14 protein-coding genes and 1 pseudogene are annotated in these 20,824 nt (G+C 75.5%); 7 read left to right on the top strand and 8 right to left on the bottom strand.

Annotated elements, in window-relative coordinates:
• Nucleotides 1-32 precede the first annotated feature (32 nt).
• Complete coding sequence (locus tag ACI794_RS17290; protein ID WP_456601230.1) at nucleotides 33-902, top strand: DUF4349 domain-containing protein; 870 nt, start codon at nucleotides 33-35, stop codon at nucleotides 900-902.
• Between the two features lie 6 nt (nucleotides 903-908).
• Here the strand turns inward: ACI794_RS17290 and helR are convergent, their stop codons facing one another.
• The gene (gene helR, locus ACI794_RS17285) at nucleotides 909-3,053 is read right to left on the bottom strand and encodes an RNA polymerase recycling motor ATPase HelR (protein ID WP_456616970.1); all 2,145 of its coding nucleotides are present in this window, start codon (nucleotides 3,051-3,053) and stop codon (nucleotides 909-911) included.
• A gap of 142 nt (nucleotides 3,054-3,195) precedes the next feature.
• Nucleotides 3,196-5,238 carry a cation:proton antiporter domain-containing protein gene (locus tag ACI794_RS17280; RefSeq protein WP_456616969.1) on the bottom strand — a complete coding sequence of 681 codons (2,043 nt, stop codon included), beginning with the start codon at nucleotides 5,236-5,238 and terminating at the stop codon, nucleotides 3,196-3,198.
• Nucleotides 5,239-5,370: 132 nt separating this feature from the next.
• On the opposite strand from ACI794_RS17280, the gene ACI794_RS17275 reads away from it, so the two are divergent.
• The 3 genes from ACI794_RS17275 to ACI794_RS17265 all read left to right on the top strand — a co-directional run bounded on the left by ACI794_RS17275 (nucleotide 5,371) and on the right by ACI794_RS17265 (nucleotide 10,133).
• Nucleotides 5,371-6,918, top strand: coding sequence for an MFS transporter (locus ACI794_RS17275; RefSeq protein WP_456616968.1), 1,548 nt, complete (start codon nucleotides 5,371-5,373; stop codon nucleotides 6,916-6,918).
• A 74-nt stretch (nucleotides 6,919-6,992) separates the two neighbouring features.
• Complete coding sequence (locus ACI794_RS17270) at nucleotides 6,993-8,642, top strand: LuxR C-terminal-related transcriptional regulator (RefSeq protein WP_456616967.1); 1,650 nt, start codon at nucleotides 6,993-6,995, stop codon at nucleotides 8,640-8,642.
• 120 nt (nucleotides 8,643-8,762) lie between these two features.
• A complete protein-coding gene (locus tag ACI794_RS17265) occupies nucleotides 8,763-10,133 on the top strand; it encodes an FAD-dependent oxidoreductase (protein ID WP_456616966.1) in 1,371 nt (456 codons plus the stop codon).
• A 178-nt stretch (nucleotides 10,134-10,311) separates the two neighbouring features.
• On the opposite strand, the gene ACI794_RS17260 is transcribed toward ACI794_RS17265, so the two are convergent.
• The 3 genes from ACI794_RS17260 to ACI794_RS17250 form a co-directional block, all read right to left on the bottom strand.
• Nucleotides 10,312-11,295 (bottom strand): sigma-70 family RNA polymerase sigma factor, encoded by a 984-nt coding sequence (locus ACI794_RS17260; protein ID WP_456601236.1) that lies wholly within the window; start codon nucleotides 11,293-11,295, stop codon nucleotides 10,312-10,314.
• 133 nt (nucleotides 11,296-11,428) lie between these two features.
• The gene (locus ACI794_RS17255; RefSeq protein ID WP_456616965.1) at nucleotides 11,429-13,198 is read right to left on the bottom strand and encodes a bifunctional metallophosphatase/5'-nucleotidase; all 1,770 of its coding nucleotides are present in this window, start codon (nucleotides 13,196-13,198) and stop codon (nucleotides 11,429-11,431) included.
• Between the two features lie 108 nt (nucleotides 13,199-13,306).
• Complete coding sequence (locus ACI794_RS17250; protein WP_456601238.1) at nucleotides 13,307-14,971, bottom strand: hypothetical protein; 1,665 nt, start codon at nucleotides 14,969-14,971, stop codon at nucleotides 13,307-13,309.
• Between the two features lie 295 nt (nucleotides 14,972-15,266).
• Between ACI794_RS17250 and ACI794_RS17245 the strand changes: the two genes are divergently transcribed.
• Nucleotides 15,267-16,508: a GNAT family N-acetyltransferase gene (locus tag ACI794_RS17245; RefSeq protein ID WP_456616964.1), complete on the top strand. Its 1,242-nt coding sequence runs from the start codon at nucleotides 15,267-15,269 to the stop codon at nucleotides 16,506-16,508.
• Between the two features lie 95 nt (nucleotides 16,509-16,603).
• On the opposite strand, the gene argG is transcribed toward ACI794_RS17245, so the two are convergent.
• Together argG and ACI794_RS17235 are read right to left on the bottom strand one after the other, a co-directional pair.
• Nucleotides 16,604-18,055, bottom strand: coding sequence for an argininosuccinate synthase (argG, locus tag ACI794_RS17240; RefSeq protein ID WP_456581826.1), 1,452 nt, complete (start codon nucleotides 18,053-18,055; stop codon nucleotides 16,604-16,606).
• 90 nt (nucleotides 18,056-18,145) lie between these two features.
• On the bottom strand, nucleotides 18,146-18,637 hold the full coding sequence (locus tag ACI794_RS17235; protein ID WP_456616963.1) for a ribose-5-phosphate isomerase: 492 nt from the start codon (nucleotides 18,635-18,637) through the stop codon (nucleotides 18,146-18,148).
• Nucleotides 18,638-18,687: 50 nt separating this feature from the next.
• Between ACI794_RS17235 and ACI794_RS17230 the strand changes: the two are divergent.
• Together ACI794_RS17230 and ACI794_RS17225 are read left to right on the top strand one after the other, a co-directional pair.
• Nucleotides 18,688-19,215, top strand: a pseudogene (locus ACI794_RS17230) (DUF429 domain-containing protein); the annotation flags it as partial.
• The gene (locus ACI794_RS17225; protein WP_456601242.1) at nucleotides 19,212-19,982 is read left to right on the top strand and encodes an MBL fold metallo-hydrolase; all 771 of its coding nucleotides are present in this window, start codon (nucleotides 19,212-19,214) and stop codon (nucleotides 19,980-19,982) included. The pseudogene ACI794_RS17230 and the gene ACI794_RS17225, both read left to right, overlap by 4 nt.
• Here ACI794_RS17225 and ACI794_RS17220 read toward each other — a convergent pair.
• Nucleotides 19,969-20,706, bottom strand: a complete 738-nt coding sequence (locus tag ACI794_RS17220) for an SDR family oxidoreductase (protein ID WP_456617011.1) — start codon at nucleotides 20,704-20,706, stop codon at nucleotides 19,969-19,971. The genes ACI794_RS17225 and ACI794_RS17220 overlap by 14 nt on opposite strands.
• Nucleotides 20,707-20,824: the final 118 nt, after the last annotated feature.

The raw sequence follows: 20,824 nt of genomic DNA, 5'->3' as shown, positions 1-20,824 counted from the left end.
ACCGATCCTCGCCGCCACCCCGTCCACCGGGCATGGACACCGTTCCTGCCACGCGCCTCCTCGCCTCCGCCGCGCTGATCCTGGTGCTGCTCGTCGGCTGCACCGGTCCCTCCGGCGGGGAATCGGACAGCGCGGACGGCGCCGGGGGCGCGGTCGCCCCCGTGACGGCCGTCCCGGGCAGCGACGAGGCCGCTCCCGACCGGGAGGTGGTCACCACCGCGGACGCCTCGCTCGCCGTCGACGACCCGGCGGAGGCTGCGCAGCGGGTGAGCGAGCTGGTGGAGTCCGCCGGCGGGCGCGTCGACGAGCGCGCCGTGCATGCCACCTCCGTCCAGGAGGGGGTCGAGGGCACGGTCGCCGCACTCGTGGTGCGCGTGCCGGCCGCGGCGCTGACCGGCGTCCTGGCCGACCTGGAGGAGCTCGGCGACGTCGGCAGCGTCTCGGTGTCCCGCTCCGACGTCACCGCCGCGGCGATGGACCTGGACGCCCGGATCACGGCGCTGCAGTCCTCCGTGGCGCGGCTGCTCGCCCTGATGGACGACGCCGCCACCACCGAGGCGCTGCTGGAGGCGGAGCAGGCGCTCTCCCAACGGCAGCAGGAGCTGGAGTCGCTGCAGTCCCGGCGGGCAGCGCTGGCCGACCAGGTCGAGCTGTCGACCCTGCGCGTGCACCTGGAGCCCTTCGGCGTCGCGCCCGCCGGCGGGCCGGACGGCTTCCTCGACGGGCTGGCCACCGGGTGGCGGTCGCTCGTGGCGGTCACCGGAGCGGCCGTCGTCGCGATCGGCGTCGTCCTGCCCTGGCTGGTGGTCGTCGCCCTGGTCGCCGCCGCCGTCCTGGTGCCCCTGCGCCGGTCGCGCCGGCGGGCGGCACCCCCGCCTCCGGCAGCGGCGACCGAGGGGTGAGCCACCTCACCGGCTCGTGAGCACGACGAGCTGCTGCGTCGCCCGGGTCATCGCCACGTAGCGGTCCACCGCTCCCCCGACTCCCGTCCCGAAGTCATCCGGGTCCACGAGGACGACGAGGTCGAACTCCAGCCCCTTCGCCAGCGACGGCGTCAGCGACCGCACCCGGGGACGCCCCGGAAGCGCCGGAGCCCCGATCACGCAGGCGACCCCCTCGGCGTGGGCGGCCAGCCACCCGTCCAGCACCGACCCCAGCTCCGCGAACGATCCGTGCGCGACCGGCACCCCGGTGCTGCGGACCGACGTCGGCACGTTGGCGTCCGGCAGCACCGCCCGGATCACCGGCTCCGCCTCCGCCATGACCTCCACCGGTGTCCGGTAGTTCACCGTCAGCGACATCCGGCGCACCTCGGCGAGCCCGACCCGGCGCAGCCGCTCCTCCCACGGCTCGGGGAACCCGTGCCGGGCCTGCGCCCGGTCCCCCACCACGGTGAAGCTCCGCGACGGGCAGCGCCGCACCAGCATCTGCCACTCCGCGTCGGTCAGCTCCTGGGCCTCGTCGACGACGACGTGCGCGAACGTGCCGGCCAGCGGATCGGCGTCCACCGCGGGGAGCTCGTCCTGGTCGACCAGGGCGTCGCGCAGGTCGCCGTGCCGCAGGCTGGTCATCAGCAGGAGATCGGAGTCGTCGGCCGCGATGAGCTCGTCGATGACCGCCGACATGCGCTCGCGCTCCCGCGCCGCGACGGCCGCCTCCCGCTGCCGGCGCCGCACGGCCCCCGCGTCACCCAGCCGCATCCGCGCCGCGTCCAGCAGCGGCAGGTCGGCGACCGTCCACGCCTGCGGCTCGGTCCGCTGCAGAAGGCGAATCTCCTCGGTGCTCAGCTCGGGCGCGCACCGGCGCAGGTAGGCGGGCACCGACCACAGGTCACCGACGACGTCGCCGGCGTCCAGCACCGGCCACGCCCGGTCGAAGGTCGCCCGCAGGTCGCGGTCCTGCTCCAGCGCGGCGCGCACCTGGTCGGGGTCGAGGTCGGCGTCGTGCGCATCCACCAGGATCTCCAGCAGCGCGCCCCGCACCTGCTCGCGTGCCTCGTTGTGCGGCGTGCCCGGCTCGACCGCCCCGAACGCCTCCGCCCAGTCCGCGGCGGTCAGCCGGAGGTCGTCCCACGGCGTCGTCACCGTCGTCGCCCGGGCCGGCGGATCCTCGTAGAAGCGGACGGCCGCCTCGATCACCGCGCCCATCCGCGCCGATGCCTTGAGCCGGGCCACCTCGGGGTCGGCCTCGGGCGCGGCGCCGGCCCCCTCGGGCACCAGGTCGCGCAGCGTGCAGGTGCGCACCCCCTCCTCCCCCAGGCCGGGAAGGACGTCGGCGACGTAGGCCAGGTACGGCTGGTGCGGGCCGACGAACAGCACGCCACCGCCGCGGTGCCCGAGACGCGGATCGGAGTAGAGCAGGTAGGCCGCGCGGTGCAGGGCGACGACGGTCTTCCCGGTGCCCGGCCCGCCGTCGACGACCAGCGCGCCGCGGGAGCCGGCGCGGATGATCGCGTCCTGGTCGGCCTGGATGGTGCCGAGCACGTCACGCATCCGGGCCGACCGGTTCCCGCCGAGGCTGGCGAGGAAGGCGGACTGGTCGTCGAGGGCGGCGTGGCCCTCGAGCCCGTCCGGTGCGAAGACCTCGTCCCAGTAGTCGGTGATCCGGCCGCGGGTCCAGCGGTAGCGGCGGCGGCTGGCCAGCCCCATCGGGTCGGCGTGGGTGGCGGCGAAGAACGGCTCGGCCGCCGGCGAACGCCAGTCGACGAGCAGCCGGCGGCCGACGCCGTCGGTGAGGCCCAACCGCCCGACGTAGACCGGCTCCCCGCCGTCCGCGGGCACCACCCGCCCGAGGCAGAGGTCCAGGCCGAACCGGCGCAGGGTGCGCAGGCGGGTGGCGAGCCGGTGCACCTCCAGGTCGCGGTCCAGCGCCGCCTGACCGGCGCCGCCGGGCGCCGCCCGCTCGAAGGCCAGCCGCTCGGTGAGCTCGGCGATCGACCGCGCGAGGCTCGCGGCGATCAGGGCGAAGTGCCGCTCGTCGGCGGCGATCAGCGCGGGGTCGGCCTTGGCGGCGAGGTGGCCGGGGAGGTCGAAGGCACGGGTGGACACGGTCACGGCAACGGCTCCGATCCGGGGACGCCGCCGCGCCCGTCCGCGCGCGGTCAGCCGTCCCCGGCGGGCGAGTGTGCGGCCCGACCGGGGTCTTGCCGCAAGCCCTGGGGTGCGCTATACGTTCGAGTGGGACGAGAACACGACGTCACTGCTGCGCGGCCGGGGCCTCCGCCTCCGGCGCGGCACCACCGGGCGCCGGCACGGTCACGTCGTCGACGAAGCAGTAGGCCCAGCTCTCCCCCGGTTCGGCCGAGGCGACGAGCGGGTGGTCGTCCGCGGCGGCGTGGGCGCGCGCGTGCCGGCGCGGCGAGGAGTCGCAGCAGCCCACGTACCCGCACCCCAGGCAGACGCGCAGGTGCACCCACTCGGTGCCCTCCCGCAGGCAGCCCACGCACCCGTGCGCCCACGGCACCACGGGCTGGGAGCTGCCGCCGTGGTCGCAGCCGCTGCCCTGCGGCCAGGCGTAGCGGACCACCCGCGTGGTGTCGACGGCGGTCCGCCGCGCGTCCGGGTGCGCCACCTGGTGCCCGAGCTCGGAGAGGACGGCGCGCTCCAGCGCGTGGCCGGAGATCCGGTCCCGGTCGAGGACGTGGTCGGCGCCGGCCTCCGCCAGCTCGACGACGTCGACGGCACCCAGCGGGCGCGCGACGATGGGGGCGGTCGTGACCGCCCGCGCCGCCGTGACCACCCGCACGGCCTGCTCCGGGTCGTCCTCGGCGACGACGGCGAGGCGGGCGGCGGGCACCCCGGCCAGCCGCAGGATCTCCGCCTTCGTCGGATCCCCGCGCACCACCGCGTGCCCGTCCGCCTCGGCCTGCGCCGCCCCGTCGGGGTTGAGCGTCGTCATCACCACGGCCACCCCGCGGTCGCGCAGGGTGGCCGCCAGGCCCAGCGCGGTGGGCCCCCACCCGATGATCGCCACGTGGTCCCGGTGCGCGCCGTCCTCGTCGGTCGCCCCGGGCCCTCCCGCGGTCGCGACGGGTGCGCGGTCGAGCCGCGCGGCCGCCGCGGCCAGCTGCGGGGTGCCCAGCATGAGCAGCACCGTGGCGGCGACGACGACCTGCGCGCCGTCGTCCGCGAGCCCGAGCGGCGCCAGCCCGGCCGCGGTGCCCACGGTGAGCAGCACGAAGGAGAACTCGCCGACCTGGGCCAGGAGCAGCCCGGTCGCGGCGGCGGTGCGCCAGCGGATGCCGACGGCGGTGGCGGCGACGGCGGTGGTGAGCGTCTTGAGCACCAGGGCACCGGCGGCGGCGCCCAGCACGAGCGGAAGGTTGGCGAGCATGAAGCCGACGTCGAGGAGCATGCCGACGGAGACGAAGAAGACCGCGCTGAACACGATCTGCAGCGGGAGCACCTCGGCGAGCGCCTGGGTGCTGGCCCGGCTCTCGCTCACCACCAGGCCGGCCAGGAAGGCCCCGAGCGACACGCTCACCCCGGCGAGGGCGGTCAGGTAGGCGGTGCCGAAGCAGACCGCGACGATCGCGAGCAGGAACACCTCGGGCGAGCAGGTTCGGGCGACCACGTCCAGCAGGGCGGGCATGACCCGGCGGGCCAGCACCAGGACGGCGACGATGACGCCCACCGCAGTGAGGACGGCCCACAGCAGCGCGCCCCCGGCCGAGCCGCCGCCCTCGGCGGTCGGGCCGAGCAGCGGCACGACCAGCACCATCGCCACTACCGCGAGGTCCTGGGCGATCAGCACGGCAAGCGCCAGCCGGCCACGGACGGTGGAGCTCTCCCGCCGCTCCCCCAGCAGCTTGAGCACGATCGCCGTCGACGACAGGGCGAGCAGGAAACCGGTGAACAGCCCGTCGCGCCAGTCGCCGCCGAGGGCGAGGGTCACCCCCAGCCCGGCGCCGGTGGCGAGCGCCAGCTGCAGCCCGCCGGCGACGGCGATCCACGTCCAGACGCGGGCCAGGCGCTCCAGCGAGAACTCGATGCCGATGGTGAACAGCAGCAGGATCACGCCGATGTCCGCCGCGGCCTCCACGGCCTCGCTGCTGTCGACGACACCGAACTGGGCCGGGCCGATGAGGACGCCCGCCACCAGGAACCCGACGATCGGCACCACCCGGGCCCGGGCGGTGAGGTAGCCGATGACCGCTGCCGCGGCGACGAGCGCGGCGGTGGGCGCCAGGTAGCCGGGCACCTCGCCGGCGGCGATGACGAGGTCTGCCTGGGGCGACATGCCGACATGATGCGCGCCGCCGGCCGCAGTCCCCAAGGCCGTACCGGCGCGGCGGGGTCGAGGGGAATCACTGGGCGCCGCGGGTGTTGCAGGACGACGATGCTGCCAGCAGGCGGTGGAGGAGGACGACCCATGACTGCGCCATCCCCGGCCGGCACGGGCCTCCGCATGGGCACTGCCCGGGGACGCTGGGTCCTCCTCGCGACCGTGCTGGGCTCGGGCGTGGCGATGCTGGACGCCACCGTCGTCAACGTGGCTCTGGAGCGGATCGGCTCCGACCTGGACGCAGACTTCGCCGGCCTGCAGTGGACGGTCAACGCCTACACGCTGACGCTGGCCGCGCTCATCCTGCTCGGCGGCTCGCTGAGCGACCGCTACGGGCGGCGGCGGATCTTCGTCGTCGGCGTCTGCTGGTTCGCCGCCGCCTCGCTGCTGTGCGGGCTGGCGCCGGACATCGAGACCCTCGTGGCCGCGCGCGCCCTGCAGGGCATCGGCGGGGCCCTTCTCACCCCGGGCAGCCTGGCGATCATCTCGGCGTCCTTCTCCGGCCCCGACCGGGCGGCCGCGGTCGGGGCCTGGTCCGGGCTGTCCGGGGTCGCCGCCGCGATCGGGCCGTTCGTCGGCGGTTGGCTGGTGGAGTGGAGCTGGCGGGCGGTCTTCCTGATCAACCTGCCGCTGGCGGCGCTGGTCGTCCTCGTCGCCGTGCGGCACGTGCCCGAGTCGCGCGACCCGGCGGCCGCGCCGCGGCTGGACTGGACCGGGACCGTGCTCGTCGTCGCCGGGCTCGGCGCGCTGACCTACGCGCTCACCGCCGCCGGCGAGGCGGGTGCCGGCCCGGGCCCCTGGCTGTGGGGCGCCGCGGGGCTGGTCGCCCTGGCGGTGTTCGTCGCCGTCGAGCTGCGGTCGCGGCATCCCCTCGTCCCGCCGACGCTCTTCGCCGACCGCCAGTTCTCCGCCACCAACGCCGTGACCCTGTTCGTCTACGCCGCGCTCGGCGCGTTGTTCGTGCTGCTGGTGCTGCACCTGCAGGTGGTGTCCGGGTTCAGCCCGCTGCTGGCGGGCACCGCGCTGCTGCCCGTCACCGTCCTCATGCTGCTGTTCTCCGCCCGCGTCGGGGCGCTCGCCCAGCGGATCGGGCCCCGCGCCCTGCTCACCGGCGGGCCGCTGGTGTCGGCGGCCGGCGTCCTGCTCATGCTCCGCATCGGCCCGGACGCCTCCTACCTCGTCGACGTGCTGCCCGCCGCGGTGCTCTTCGGCGCCGGGCTCACGCTGCTGGTCGCCCCGTTGACGGCGACCGTGCTCGACTCCGCCGCCGACCGCTACGCCGGCGTCGCCTCGGGCGTCAACAACGCCGTCGCCCGGGCGGCAGGGCTGCTCGCGGTCGCGGTCGTCCCGGTCGCGGCCGGGCTCGGCGGCGCCGACTACTCCGACCCGGAGATCTTCGCCGACGGCTTCCGGACCGCGGTGTTCATCCTCGCCGGGCTGCTGCTGGCCGGCGCGCTGGTCGCCGCCGCGTACGTGCGCCGCCCGCTCGGCGACGCCGGAACGGAGACCCCGGCGCGGCCGTCCGGCGCCGAGCGCATGCGGATCGAGGAGTGCCTGCACTGCCCGGTGGCCGGCCCGGCCGTGCACCCTCGGGACGAGGCGCCGGCCCCCGAGCCCCGCTCCGCCTCGTCCTGACGCCCAGCGGCCCGACGTCTGCCCGCGCGCGGCAGACCCTGTCCGCAGCACCGGCCGAGGTGTAGCCAGGACCCATGGACCCTCTCCAGGTGGGTCGCGCCGCGGTCGATCGCCGCGCGTGGGAGCAGGCGTACGAGCACCTGGCCGCCGCCGACGACCAGGGCGGGCTGCGGGATGCGGAGGACCTGCTGCGGCTGGGACTCAGCGCCCACCTCACCCGCCGGGACGAGGTCGCCGAGCGCGCGTGGGAGCGTGCGTACGAGGCGTTCGCCGACCGCGGCGACGCCCTGGCCGCCGTCCGGTGCGCCTTCTGGCTCGGCCTGGTGCTGGTCATGGCGCGAGGCGCCGAGGAGCGGGGCGGTGGCTGGATCGCCCGTGCACAGCGCGTGGTGGAGGAGACGGCGCCGCGAGCGTGCGCCGAACGGGGGTACCTGCTGCTCCCGGTCGGGCTGCGCGAGATGGACCGCGGTGATCCGGCGGCCGCGCGCCGTGCCTTCGCGGAGGCGGCCAGGACCGGCCGGCACTTCAGGGACGTCGACCTGGCGACGCTCGGCTGCCTCGGGCAGGGCCAGGCGCTGCTGCGGAGCGGCGCGACGGCCCGCGGGCTGGCGGAGCTCGACGAGGCGATGGTCGCCGTCCAGGCCGGCCGGGTCTCGCCGATCGCTTCCGGGATCGTCTACTGCGCCGTGGTCCTCGCCTGCCAGGAGGTCCTCGACCTGCGCCGGGCCCAGGAGTGGACGGCGGCGCTGACCGGGTGGTGCGAGGCGCAGCCCGGCCTCGTCCCGTTCCGGGGGCAGTGCCTGGTGCACCGCGCCGAGCTGGCCCAGTGGCGCGGCGACTGGGCGGAGGCGGTCGCGGAGGCCCAGCGCGCCTGCCGCTGGCTGTCGGACCCACCCGACCTCGCGGCCGGAGCCGCGTACTACCGGCTGGCCGAGCTGCACCGCGTGCGCGGCGAGCCCGCCGCTGCCGAGGCCGCCTTCCAGCAGGCGGTCTCCCTCGGCCACGACCCGCAGCCCGGGCTCGCGCTGCTGCGGCTGGCCCAGGGCCGGACGCAGGCCGCGGTGGCCGCCGTCCGCTGCGCCGTCGACCGGCCCGCCCTCGGCGGGCCCGGGGTGGTCGGCGAGGTGCGCGCTCCTCGCCCGCGGGCGGAGCTGCTGGCCGCCGCCGTGGAGATCCTGCTGACTGCGGGGGACGTCGGGGCGGCCGGGGGCGCCTGCGACCAGCTGGACGGTATCGCCGACGTCGTCGGCACCAGCGCCATGCGGGCCACGGCCGCGTGCGCCCGGGGCAGGGTGTCGTTGGCCGAGGGCAGGTACGCACCGGCGCTGGAGCATCTGTCGGACGCGCTGGCGCGCTGGTCGGCGCTGGCGGCCCCCTACGAGGCCGCGCGGACCCGCGTCCTGGTCGCCCGTGCGCTGCGCGGACTGGGTGACGAGGACACGGCCGCGATGGAGGTGACCACGGCGAGGAGCGTCTTCGAGTCGATCGGCGCGACGCCGGAGCTGGAGCGCCTCTCCGCCCCTCCGCCCGCGAGCGGGCTGACGCCCCGCGAGCTCGACGTCGTCCGCCTCGTGGCGGCCGGCCGCACCAACCGCGAGATCGCCGCGCAGCTGGTGATCAGCGACAAGACCGTGGCGCGGCACCTGCACAACATCTTCACGAAGCTCGCGCTGCCCAACCGGTCGGCCGCGACGGCGTACGCCTACGAGCACCACCTGGTGTAGCCGTCCTGGACAGGACGGTGCATGTCAGCTCCCGCTGATGTGCACCGTCTGGCCGATGCCGGTGGGGTCACACCGTTCCTAGCGTGGGAGACCCGCAGCCGCTGCCGCCAGGAGGAAGCCGTGCCCCACCTCGGAGAACACGCCATCGTGCTGGGTGCCGGAATGGCCGGGCTCGTGCACGCCGTACCGCTGGCCCGGCGTTTCCGGCGCGTCACGCTGGTCGAACGGGACCGGCTGCCCGACGGCCGGGAGGACCGCCGGGGGGTGCCGCAGGGCCAGCACATCCACCTGCTGGTGCCGGGCGGCCTGAGCCGGCTGGAGGAGCTGCTGCCGGGGATCGTGGACGACCTGACCGCCGCCGGTGCGCACGTCATCGAGGCGCCGGAGTGGCGCTTCCACATGGGCGGCGGCCGGCTGGACCTGACCGGCACGGACTTCCGCATCACCGGGGCGACCCGGCCGCTGATCGAGGGCGTCGTCCGCGACCGGGTCCGCGCGCTGGCCGGCGTGGAGGTGCTCGACGGATGGGCCGCCCGCGGCCTGGCGGCGGACGCGGAGCGGACCCGCGTCACGGGTGTGCGGCTGCGGTCCCAGGCCGATCCCGCGGAGGAGCGGACCTTGGACGCCGACCTGGTGGTGGACACGACCGGCCGCGGCTCCGCCTCGCCCCGCTGGCTGGCCGAGCTCGGCTACCCGCCACCGGCGGAAGAACGCCTCAAGGTCGACGTGCACTACACCACCCGGGTGTTCCGCCGCGATCCGGCGGTGCTGGACGGGGACCGCAACGTGCTCGTGGACGTGCCGCCCGACGGGCGCCGGGGCGGGGCCGCGCTGGCCGTCGAGGGCGGGAAGTGGATCGTCACCCTCATCGGCATGCTCGGCGAGCGCCCGCCGGCCGACCTGCCCGGCTTCGCCGACTACGCCGCCGGCCTCTGGAACCGGGACCTCGCACGCATCGTCGAAGGCGCCGAGCCGGTCGGGGACGCCGCCCGGGTCGCCTTCCCCTCGTTCTCGCGGCACCGGTACGACCGCCTCCGGGGGCTCCCCGAGGGCTTCCTCGTCGCGGGTGACGCGGTCTGCTCCTTCGATCCCCGCTTCGGGCAGGGCATGACCGTGGCGATCATCGAGGCCGTCCAGCTCGGCCGTGCCCTCGACGCGCGCGGCCTGGACGGCGTCGGCCTCCGGACGCTCTCGGCGGCGCGCCCGGCCGTGCAGGACGCGTGGGACCTCGCCACGGGTTCGGACCTCGCGCACCCGGAGGTGGACGGCCCGCGGCCGGCGTCGTGGCGGCTCACCACCGCCTACTTGCAGCGCCTCGTGCCGGCGGCGCACCGCGATCCCGTCGTGGCCGCGGCCTTCATCCGGGTCATCGGGATGCTCGCCCGTCCGCAGGAGCTGATGCGCCCGCACCTGGTCGCGCGGGTGCTGCTCGGGTCCCGCCGCCGGACCGGGCGCGAGGTGACCACCGGCGTTCCCGCGGGAACGCGCTGACTACCGAAGCGGGCGCGCCGCCTTCCGCACGGCCCAGCCACCCGCGGCGTCCGCGGCCCGGCGCCACAGCGGATGCCGCTGGTGTTCCAGCCGGGCCCTACCGACGCAGGACTCCCCCGCCGACCCGGTCAACGCGGCGCGGGCCGGGTCAGCCCCCGTCCGCTGCGGAGCCGTGGGCTCACAGCGTCGTGGGCAGCCCCAGAGCGGCGAACAGCTCGCAGTCGAGGTTCAGGAAGCTGGAGATGTGGGCGATGCGGCCGTCCTCGATCTCCAGCACGTGCAGGCCCCAGGGCACGTGACCACCGCCCTCCGCCGGCCGGTACTGGGCGAAGGCCGGGGTCCCGTTGGCCGAGGTCTGGATCAGCCGGGACCCCCGGCACGCGCTGGCCGGCTCCGTCACCATCCAGGCGCCGATGTCCTCCCGGCCCCGCAGCCACATCTCGAACGGCGGCATGTGCTGGGTCGCGTCCTCGTGCAGCAGCTGCACGAAGGCATCGATGTCGTAGCGCTCGAAGGCGTCCAGGTAGCGGGCCAGCAACGCGCGGGCGTCGTCGTCCAGGGTGCGCGGCGCCGGGCGGCCGCCCACGTCGGCGAGCGTCGCCCGGGCCCGCTGCAGGGCGCTGTTGACCGAGGCGACGGTGGTGTCGAGCAGCTCGGCGACCTCGTCGGCCTTCCAGCGCAGCACCTCGCGCAGGATCAGCACGGCGCGCTGCTTGGGCGGCAGGTGCTGCAGCGCGGCGACGAACGCCAGGCGCACCGACTCCTTGGCCACCGCTTGGTCGGCCGGGTCGCCGTCCTCGGGGAGGACCTGGCGGTCGAGCACCGGCTCGATCCAGGCCGTCGCCGGCCGGCGCCCGCTCAGCGACGCGGGGACCGGCGGGTACGGGGAGCCGGCGAGGTCCATGGGCAGCGCGCGGCGCTGCCGGCCGGCGAGCTGGTCGAGGCAGACGTTGGTGGCGATGCGGTAGAGCCACGACCGGAGCGCCGACCGGCCCTCGAAGTCGGAGAGGCCGCGCCAGGCCCGGACCAGGGTCTCCTGCACCGCGTCCTCGGCGTCGAAGACCGAGCCGAGCATGCGGTAGCAGTACCCGGTGAGCTCGCGGCGGTGCTCGAGCAGCCGCGGGTCGAGCTGTTCCGCGGGACCGATGACGGCACTGGTCACAGGAGTCCACCCCTCGGGATCGATGTGCCGGTCAGCACACCACAGGCCACCGACAGGACGGGAGCCCCCGGAGCGCCGTGGCTCCGGGGGCCCCGGTCCTTCCCACCCGGTGGGGCGGGTCGGTGTCAGCGCGTCACGGCAGCAGCGGCTCGCCGTCGCGCACGAGCTGCCAGTTCTCGACGAAGAACTCCGCCGGGTCGATCACGCCGACCGCCTGCGCCCGCTCGATGAGCAGCTGCCGGATCTCCAGCTGCTCGTTGTAGACCACCGGAGCGGTGGCGATGTGCGGGAAGCCGCCGCCGCCGCTGCGACGGTAGTTGTTCACCGCCACGACGAACCGGGCGTCGTCCGCGACCGGCTGCCCCTCGTACGTGAGGTCGACGATCCGCGAGCCCGCCGGCTGCGACACGTCGATGCCGTACTCAACGCCCGACAGGATGTCGTAGTTGTAGTCGGGCTGACCGCCGGCGTTCGTGATGGTCTCCGGGTCGACGTCCCCGGTGGCCGGCACCGGCTGGAAGTACCGGGCGGAGAACTCCAGGTACTCCTTCAGCTGCGCCCCGGTGAGCTCCACGGCCTCCAGGGTGTTGTCGTAGATGTAGAGGCCGGCGATGTCGCGGATGGTGACGTCACCGGCCGGGAAGACGGCGTCCCGGCTGAACGGCGCCGCGATCGACAGCACCGGCAGGTCGGCCCGGTCCGTGCCCTCCAGGGCGGCGGCCACGGTGTCGGCCTGCACGTCCTGGATGAAGTCCAGGATCGCGGTGTCCTCGTACCGGCTGGTGCGCGCGGAGAGCTCCTCCGCCGAGGTCGCCACCACCTGGTTGACGTACGCCACGGTCTTCCCGTGCGCCTCCGCCGTGGCGGCCAGCACCTCGGGCGACTCCTCGACCCCCGCGGTGCTCAGCGCCTGCGCGGAGGTGCCGACGACCTCCCACTTCCCGCCACGCACCTGCTCGAGCTCGATGTCCACCTGGGAAACGGTGGCGCCCCAGCGGTAGGGCTGGGTGAGCAGCACCTCCTCGCCGGTGACCTCGTTCACGACGACCTGGGAGGGGGCGTTCCGGTGGGTGTGGCCGACCACCATCGCGTCGATCCCCGGCACGGTGCGGGCGATGACGTCCGACGGGTTCTCGGTCGGCATCTCGGGGCCGTAGGACGACGTCCCGCCGACGCCCGCGTGGGAGAGGACGACGACGACGTCGGCCTTGCGGTCGACGACCGGCACCCACTTCTCCGCCGCCTCGACCATGTCCTGGAACGTCACACGGCCCTCGACGTTCCCCTTGTCCCAGATGGCCGAGCCAGGGGTGGTCAGGCCGATGATGCCGACCCGGACCGGCTCGTGGCCGGGTACCCGCATCGTCTCGATGGTGTACGGCTTCAGGTAGGGACGCGGGGTGCCGTCACGGAGCACGTTGGCCCCGAGCACCGGGTGGTCGACGTCCTTCTCGTAGGCCCGGAGCAGGTCCAGGCCGTAGTTGAACTCGTGGTTGCCGACGACCTGCGCGTCGTAGCCGATGGCGTCGAACGCGGCCGCCATCGGGTGCTCGACGCGGGTCTCGGTGACCGGCTCCTGCTTGGCGTAGTAGTAGCTCAGCGGCGTGCCCTGCAGGAAGTCGCCGTTGTCCACGACGAGGACGCTCTCCTCACCCCGCTCCGCGCGGACCGAGTCCACGACCGTGGCCACCTTCGCCAGCCCGGTCTCGAAACCGGCCTTCTCCGAGTAGGTCCGGTCGGCGAAGTAGTCCCAGTTCTGCACGCGGCCGTGCAGGTCGGTGGTGGCGAGCATGGTCAGCGTCAGGTCGTCCGCCGCGGGCGGCGCGGCCGCGGCCGGGCTCAGGGGCGCCATGGTCAGCACCGCGGCCGTGGCCGCCACGGAGAGCGTGGTCCGCCGTCTCATCCGGTGGTTCCTCTCGATCGAACGGTCCCCGTGACGGTGTGCAGGGGATCCGCGATGGAGAGTAGGGACGGGGACCGACAGCCCGGCGGCCGGCCGGTGACCGCCGCGCTACTGGTAGCTGATCAACTGGGGGTCGGGCTCGACCTGGCTGATCGTCTCCTCCGGCGTGAGCATCGGGATGTCCTCGTCGTAGAAGTTCTTCCAACCCCACCACAGGCCCTCGGGCGCGTCCCGCCGCAGCGCCGCCCACGTGCTCTGCTTGGCGCCCTGCCCGCCCTGACCGTCGGCGTGCACCATCACGGCGAGCTCGTCGCGGCTGAGGTCCACCCGCTCGCGGCCCGGGATCATGTCCAGCCGGAACTGGTGGAGCACCAGCAGCTTCTGCGGCAACTGGTTCTCGCGGGTCAGGTCGGCGAGCCAGGTCACCACGCGGTTGACCTCCTCGACGTCCACCGAGCCGATCTGGCGCAGGTGGACCTCGTTCGGGCCCAGCCGCCACTCGGGGTCGAGAGCCAGGCCGACGTGCGGCATCTCCAGCAGCGGCCGGTACAGCTCCGCCTGGGTGACGAAGTCGGTGCGCCCGGGCTGCAGGTCCAGGACGACGTACATGCCTGCCTCGCCCGCCGCCTCGACCCACGGCCGCAGCAGCTCGATGTCGGCCTCGGCGGAGTAGTCGCCGTCCGCCCCCGCCGACGCGGAGGCGATGGTCGAGATGATCTCGAAGGCCGGCACCACCGTCTCCTCGACCAGCGGCTCGTAGGGCGCCGCGTGGGCCCGCGCCCGCTCGACGGCCGCGTCGACCGGCTGCTCCCCCATGAGGCCGAGCGCGGCGGTGCCGGGGTGGCCGTAGAGGGCGACGAGCAGCTTCCCCGGGAAGAGCGTCTGCCCACCGCCGGGCAGCTCCACCCCGGTGGCGGCGGTCTCCACCTTCCAGTCCAGGCCCTCCTCGGCGGCGAAGCCCGGGCCGATCGCCACGACCGAGCCGGGGTCCGCCTCGCCGAGCGCGCTGACTACGTCGGCGGACGCCCGCGGGTCGGTGGTCCCTCCGGTCAGCAGCACCCGTGCGCCGGCCGCGCGGGCCGTCGCGATGGCGGCCAGCGACCCGGGCTCGCCGGAGGCCAGCACCACGGTGTCCTCGAGCGGCTCGGGGCGACTGGTCGCGGGGAGCTCCCCGGGCGACCCGTCCTCCGCTGTCTCCTCCGCGGGCTCGCTCGCAGCGCCTCCGCCGCTCTCCGGCTGCAGCGCGGTGGGCTGCTCGGGGTCGAGCGCGGCCACGGCCGGGGCGTCGCCGTCGGCCGGGACCGGCTCGCCGTCCGCGAGGTCGACGCCGGTCGCCGCCGCCACCGCCTCGGCGTCGGCCGCCACCGCCACCACGTCCACGCCCGAGCCGGACAGCGTGGCGTCGCCGACGGCGAGCACCGTGCCCGTGCCCAGCCGCTCCAGCTCGCCGATCACCGGCTCCGGGGTCTCCGCACCACCGGTGACCAGCAGCGGGACGCCCATCGCGACCGCGGCCGACGCCCCCAGCAGCAGACCGGCGCGGTCGTCCTCGTCCGCGAGGACGGTGACGTCGGAGGAGCCGTACAAGGCGCGGCTGGTGCTCACCGCCGTCGCCACCGGGTCCTCGTCCGCGACCACCGTCAGGAACTCGCCGGGTGCCGCCGTGACCGCCTCGGCGACCGGGGCCTCTTCCGGCTGCTCCTCGTCGCCGGACGACGTGCAGCCGGCGAGCAGGGCGGCGCTGAGCGCGAGCGGGATTGTGCGAGAGCGCACGTGGGGCCTCCGTCGGTCGGGGCGCCGACGACCGGACGGGCACGTCGACGTCGGCGTGACGGCACCGACCCTAGACGGGGTCGCGCCGCGGCCGGGTCGCCGGACACGCTGGCGGCGGGCCGAGGAGCGTTCCGCGCCGGGGTGACCACGGCACTCCGTCCGGGACGACCCGGCCACGGACCGGCCGCCCGACGGGACGGGCCCGGCGGCGGCGGGCGCCGGCTGCCCGGCTGCCTGCGCGGGCGGCGCCGAACTCGTTGGCGGTCCGTCGGACCGGCCCGGTAGACACGTCGACGTGACCGATGTCGACGCCCGGCTGCGCCCGGTGACCCCCGACGAGTGGCCGGCCTTCGCCCACGCCATGCACGACGTCTTCGCGGAGGAGGCGCCGCCGTCCTTCGCCGAGAGGCCCTCCTCGGTCGCCGAGCTGGAGCGGTCGCTGTCGATGTGGGACGGCGATCGGGTGGTCGCCACCGCCGGCATCTACAGCCGGACCCTCGCCGTCCCCGGGGCGCTGGTGCCCTGCGCCGGCGTCACCTGGGTGACCGTGGCCCCGACCCGGCGCCGGCGGGGCGTGCTCACCGCGATCATGCGCCGGCAGCTGACGGAGCTGCACGAGCAGGAGCGCGAGCCGGTGGCCGCGCTGTGGGCGGCCGAGTACCCGATCTACGGCCGCTTCGGGTACGCGCCGGCGACCCGGGAGGCCCGCTTCTCCGGCCGCACGGAGCGGCTGCGGCTGCGCCCGGACGTCGACCTGGGCACCGGCCGCGTGGAGCAGGTGCCGGTCGAGGAGTACCGCCCGGCCGCGGTCGCCGTGCACGGCGCGGTGCACCGCTGGGTGCCCGGCAACATGGTGCGCGACGACCGGTGGTGGGACCGGCAGCTGCGCGACGAGCCCTCAGGCCGGGAGGGCGCGTCCGCGCGGCGGTACCTGCTGCACCGGGAGGCCGACGGCACGGTGACCGGGTACGCCGCCTACCGGGTGAAGGGCGCCTGGAGCGACGTCGGCGAGCCCGAGGGCACGGTGATCGTCCAGGAGGTGCGGGCGACCAGCACCCCGGCCTACGCCGCGCTGTGGCAGGTGCTGCTCTCGATCGACCTGGTCCGCACCGTGAAGTACCAGGCCGCCTCGCCCGACGACCCGCTGCGCTGGCTGGTCACCGACGCCCGCGCGCTGCACAGCACCCCGGTCGACGGGCTCTGGGTGCGGCTGGTCGACGTCGACCGCGCCCTCGCCGCCCGCCGCTACCCCGCGCCCATCGACCTCGTGCTGGAGGTGCGGGACCCGTTCTGCCCCTGGAACGAGGGGCGCTGGCGGCTCTCCGGGCACCCGGCCGGCGGTTACTGCGGCCGCACCGACCGCGACCCCGACATCGTGCTGGGCATCGAGGAGCTCTCGGCGGCCTACCTGGGCGGCGTCTCGCTGGCCGGGCTGCGGGCGGCGGGGCGGGTGACCGAGGTGAGCCCCGGGGCGGTGACGCTCGCGTCGACGGCGTTCGGCTGGCCGGTCACGCCCTGGTGCCCCGACAGCTTCTGAAGCGAGCCCGCGCCGAGCCCGGTGACGTGCTGGAAAGGCGTCCCTGCAGGGACCCGCGCCGGGCCTGCGAGGTGTGGGGGTAGGGAGGTCCTTCCTCAGTCGGTGCCGGCCTCCATCGCCGCCCGGTCCAGCAGCTCCTCGTCGGCCGGCACCTGACCGCGGGAGGCGATCGTCTCGGCGCCGCCCTCCTCGGTGACGTCGATCAGCCCGGTCGCCGCGGCCTGGGCCGCGCCGATGGCCACGTGCGACGGCGCGCCCCCGACCATGCCCAGCCGCGCGTACTGCTCGAGCTTCGCCCGGGAGTCGGCGATGTCGAGGTTGCGCATGGTCAGCTGCCCGATGCGGTCGACCGGCCCGAAGGCCGAGTCCTGCGTGCGCTCCATCGACAGCTTGTCCGGGTGGTAGCTGAACGCCGGGCCGGCGGTGTCGAGGATCGAGTAGTCCTCGCCCCGGCGCAGCCGCAGGGTCACCTCGCCGGTGACCGCCATCCCGACCCAGCGCTGCAGGGACTCCCGCAGCATGAGCGCCTGGGGGTCCAGCCAGCGGCCCTCGTACATGAGCCGGCCCAGCCGCCGGCCCTCGGAGTGGTAGGTGGCGAGGGTGTCCTCGTTGTGGATGGCGTTGACCAGCCGCTCGTAGGCGATGTGCAGCAGCGCCATGCCCGGCGCCTCGTAGATGCCGCGGCTCTTGGCCTCGATGATCCGGTTCTCGATCTGGTCGGACATGCCCAGGCCGTGCCGCCCGCCGATGGCGTTGGCCGCCAGCACCAGGTCGACGGCGGAGCCGAACTCCTCGCCGTTGATCGTCACCGGCCGCCCCTGGGCGAAGCCGATCGTCACGTCCTCGGGCGCGATCTCGACCGCGGGGTCCCAGAACCGCACGCCCATGATCGGCTCGACGGTCTCGATGCCGGTGTCGAGGTGCTCGAGGGTCTTCGCCTCGTGCGTGGCGCCCCAGATGTTCGCGTCGGTGGAGTAGGCCTTCTCGGCGCTGTCCCGGTAGGGCAGCCCGTGGGCGACCAGCCACTGGGACATCTCCGTGCGCCCGCCGAGCTCGGTGACGAAGTCGGCGTCCAGCCACGGCTTGTAGATGCGCAGCGCCGGGTTGGCCAGCAGGCCGTACCGGTAGAACCGCTCGATGTCGTTGCCCTTGAAGGTCGAGCCGTCGCCCCAGATCTGGACGTCGTCCTCCAGCATCGCGCGGACCAGCAGCGTGCCCGTGACCGCGCGCCCCAGCGGGGTGGTGTTGAAGTAGCTGCGGCCACCGGAGCGGATGTGGAAGGCGCCGCAGGTCAGCGCGGCGAGCCCCTCCTCGACCAGGGCGGCCTTGCCGTCGACCAGACGGGCGAGCTCCGCACCGTAGGCGGTGGCCCGGCCCGGGACCGAGGCGATGTCCGGCTCGTCGTACTGCCCGATGTCGGCGGTGTAGGTGCAGGGCACCGCCCCCCGGTCGCGCATCCACGCGACCGCGACGGAGGTGTCGAGACCACCGGAGAAGGCGATGCCGACGCGTTCGCCGACGGGCAGGGAGGTGAGCACCTTGGACACGGCACAAGTATGCATGACCGTGCATGGTCATTCACAACCGGCCGTCCAGCTTCCCGACGGCGGCGCGGGCCGCCCCGCCGTCGGGACGGGTCAGGGGTGCTGCGTGCGGGTGGGCAGGCCGCCCGCCGGGCGGTGCCGATCGCGCTCGTAGTCGGTGATCAGCCCGATGCGGCGGACGTGCCGCTCGTCGCCGCTGAACGGCGTCCCGAGGAACTCCAGGACCAGGGCCGTGGCCTCCTCGTCGCTGTGCTGGCGGGCGCCGATGGAGACCACGTTCGCGTCGTTGTGCTCGCGGGCCAGCCGCGCGGTCGCGGTGTTCCAGACCAGCGCGGCCCGGACACCGGGGACCTTGTTCGCCGCCATCTGCTCGCCGTTGCCCGAGCCCCCGATGACGACGCCGAGGGTGCCGGGCTCGGCGACCGTCCGCTCCCCCACCTCGAAGCAGAACGGCGGGTAGTCGTCCTGGGCGTCGTACTCGAACGCGCCGCAGTCGACCGGCTCGTGACCGGCCTCGGCGAGCGCCTGCTTGAGGTGCTCCTTGAACTCCAGGCCCGCGTGGTCGGTGCCGATGAAGACGCGCATGCCGGGGAGTCTGACAGGCTGCCCGATGTGGCGGTGCTGGGGCGGACGGCTGGCGCGGGGCCTGGGCCGGAGCGCTGCTGCACGACGGTGGCGTGACCCTCCTCGCCCTCCCCGACGCGGCGGCGGCGCTCGCGGTACCCGGGGTGGAGGTCGCCGCCGTCGACATGCCGATCGGGCTCTCCGCCGACGGGTCGCGCGGCTGCGACGTCGCGGCGCGGCGGCTGCTGGGCCGGGCCGGCAGCTCGGTCTTCCCGGCGCCGCTGCGACCGGTGCTGGACGCCGCCGACTACGCCGAGGCGTGCCGGCTCTCGGTGGAGGCGTCCGGCAAGGCGTTGTCGAAGCAGGCGTGGTTCCTCGTGCCGTCGATCCGCACGCTCGACGACGCCCTCGGCGAGCCGCCGGACCCGCGGGTGCACGAGGTCCACCCGGAACTGGCCTTCCGGGCGCTGGACGACCGGGTGCGCGACCCGAAGATCACCGCCCGCGGGCTCGCGCAGCGGCTGGCCGAGGGGCGCGCCGAGTACGTCGGCGACGGCCGTCTCGACGCCCGCGGCCGGCCGATGCGGATCACCTGGTGAGCACCGGCTGGCAGGAGGTGGCCGAGGGCGTCCTGGTGCGCCGGCACCGCTCCCTGGACCTCAACTGCGGCCTCGTGCTGGGCGAGGGCGCCTGCCTCGTCGTCGACACCCGGTCGCACCTCGGCGAGGCGGCGGACCTGGTGGCGGCCGTCCGCGCGGTCACGCCGCACCCGTGGACCGTGGTGAACACCCACGCCCACTACGACCACTGCTTCGGCAACGCGGCCTTCCGCCCGGCGCAGGTGTGGGGCTCGCGGGGCTGCGCGGCCGCCCTCCGTGCCGACGGCGAGGCACAGCGGGCCGCCGTCGTCGCCACGCTGGGCGCCGAGGAGGCCGCCCTGCTCCGGGCGGCCCCGATCGACCCGCCGGACCGCCTCGTCGACGACGTCGCCGTGCTGGACGTCGGCGGTCGCGAGGTGGTCCTGCGGCACCTCGGCCGGGGGCACACCGACCACGACCTGGTGGTCGAGGTGGAGACCGCCGACGACGCGACCGTGCTCTTCGCCGGGGACCTGGTCGAGCAGGGGGCGCCGCCGGATTTCGAGGACTCCTGGCCGGCGGACTGGCCGGCCACCCTCGGCCGGCTGCACGCGCTGGCCCGCGGCCCGGTGGTGCCCGGGCACGGCGCGGTGGTGGACGCGGGCTTCGTCGGTGCCCAGCGGGAGGAACTGCTCGCCGTCCTGACCGCCCTGCGCCAGGGCGGGCCGGGGCCCTACCCGGCGGCGACGATGGCGGTCGCCGCCGGGCGGCCGCTCACGAGCCGGTGAGGCGGCGGACGACCGACAGCGGCAGGACGCGCAGCAGCGCGGCGACCGGGCGCCACGGGAACTCCGGCACGTAACCGCGCACCGGCTCCCGGTCGATCACCTCGACGAGCGCCTTGACGCCCTTGTCGAGGCCGACGGTGAGCGGGCCGCGGCGGCCGACGTTGATGTCGGTCGCGATGTAGCCCGGCAGGATCGTGGAGACGACGATCCGCGAGCCGTAGACGTCGGAGCGGATGCCCTCGGCCAGGGAGTTCAGCGCGGCCTTGCTCGCGCCGTAGGCGGTCCGGCTGCCGGGCATCCCCCGGACGGAGGCCACCGAGGAGATCAGCACCAGGTGCCCCATCCCCTGGCGGCGGAAGAGCTCCATCGCCGCCTCGCACTGCGCGTGCGAGCCGAGCACGTTGGTGTGCAGGACGGCACGGTTGCCCGCCGCGCCCCCGGTCCCGACGGACTTCCCGGCGCCGATGCCGGCATTCACGATCACGCGGTCGAAGCCGCCGAGGCGGTCGGCGAGGTCGGTGAAGACGGTGGGCACCGAGGTCGCGTCGTCCACGTCCATCGCGGCCACCTCGACCCGGATGCCGGGGTGCGCTGCGCGCAGCTCGGCCTGCAGCGCCTCCAGCCGGTCGACCCGGCGGGCGCAGAGGGCGAGGTCACGGCCCATGGCGGCGAACCGGCGGGCCATGCCCTCGCCGAGGCCGGAGCTGGCGCCGGAGATGAAGATACGCTGGCGGGGGGGGGGGGGGGGGGGGGGGGGGGGGGGGGGGGGGGGGGGGGGGGGGGGGGGGGGGGGGCCGGGGGGTCGCGGCGCCGCGGGGCGCGTGGGGGGGCGGGCGGGGGGG

It is taken from the genome of Blastococcus sp. SYSU DS0541 (assembly GCF_054050875.1).
This window is presented reverse-complemented; position numbering and strand designations above follow the sequence as displayed.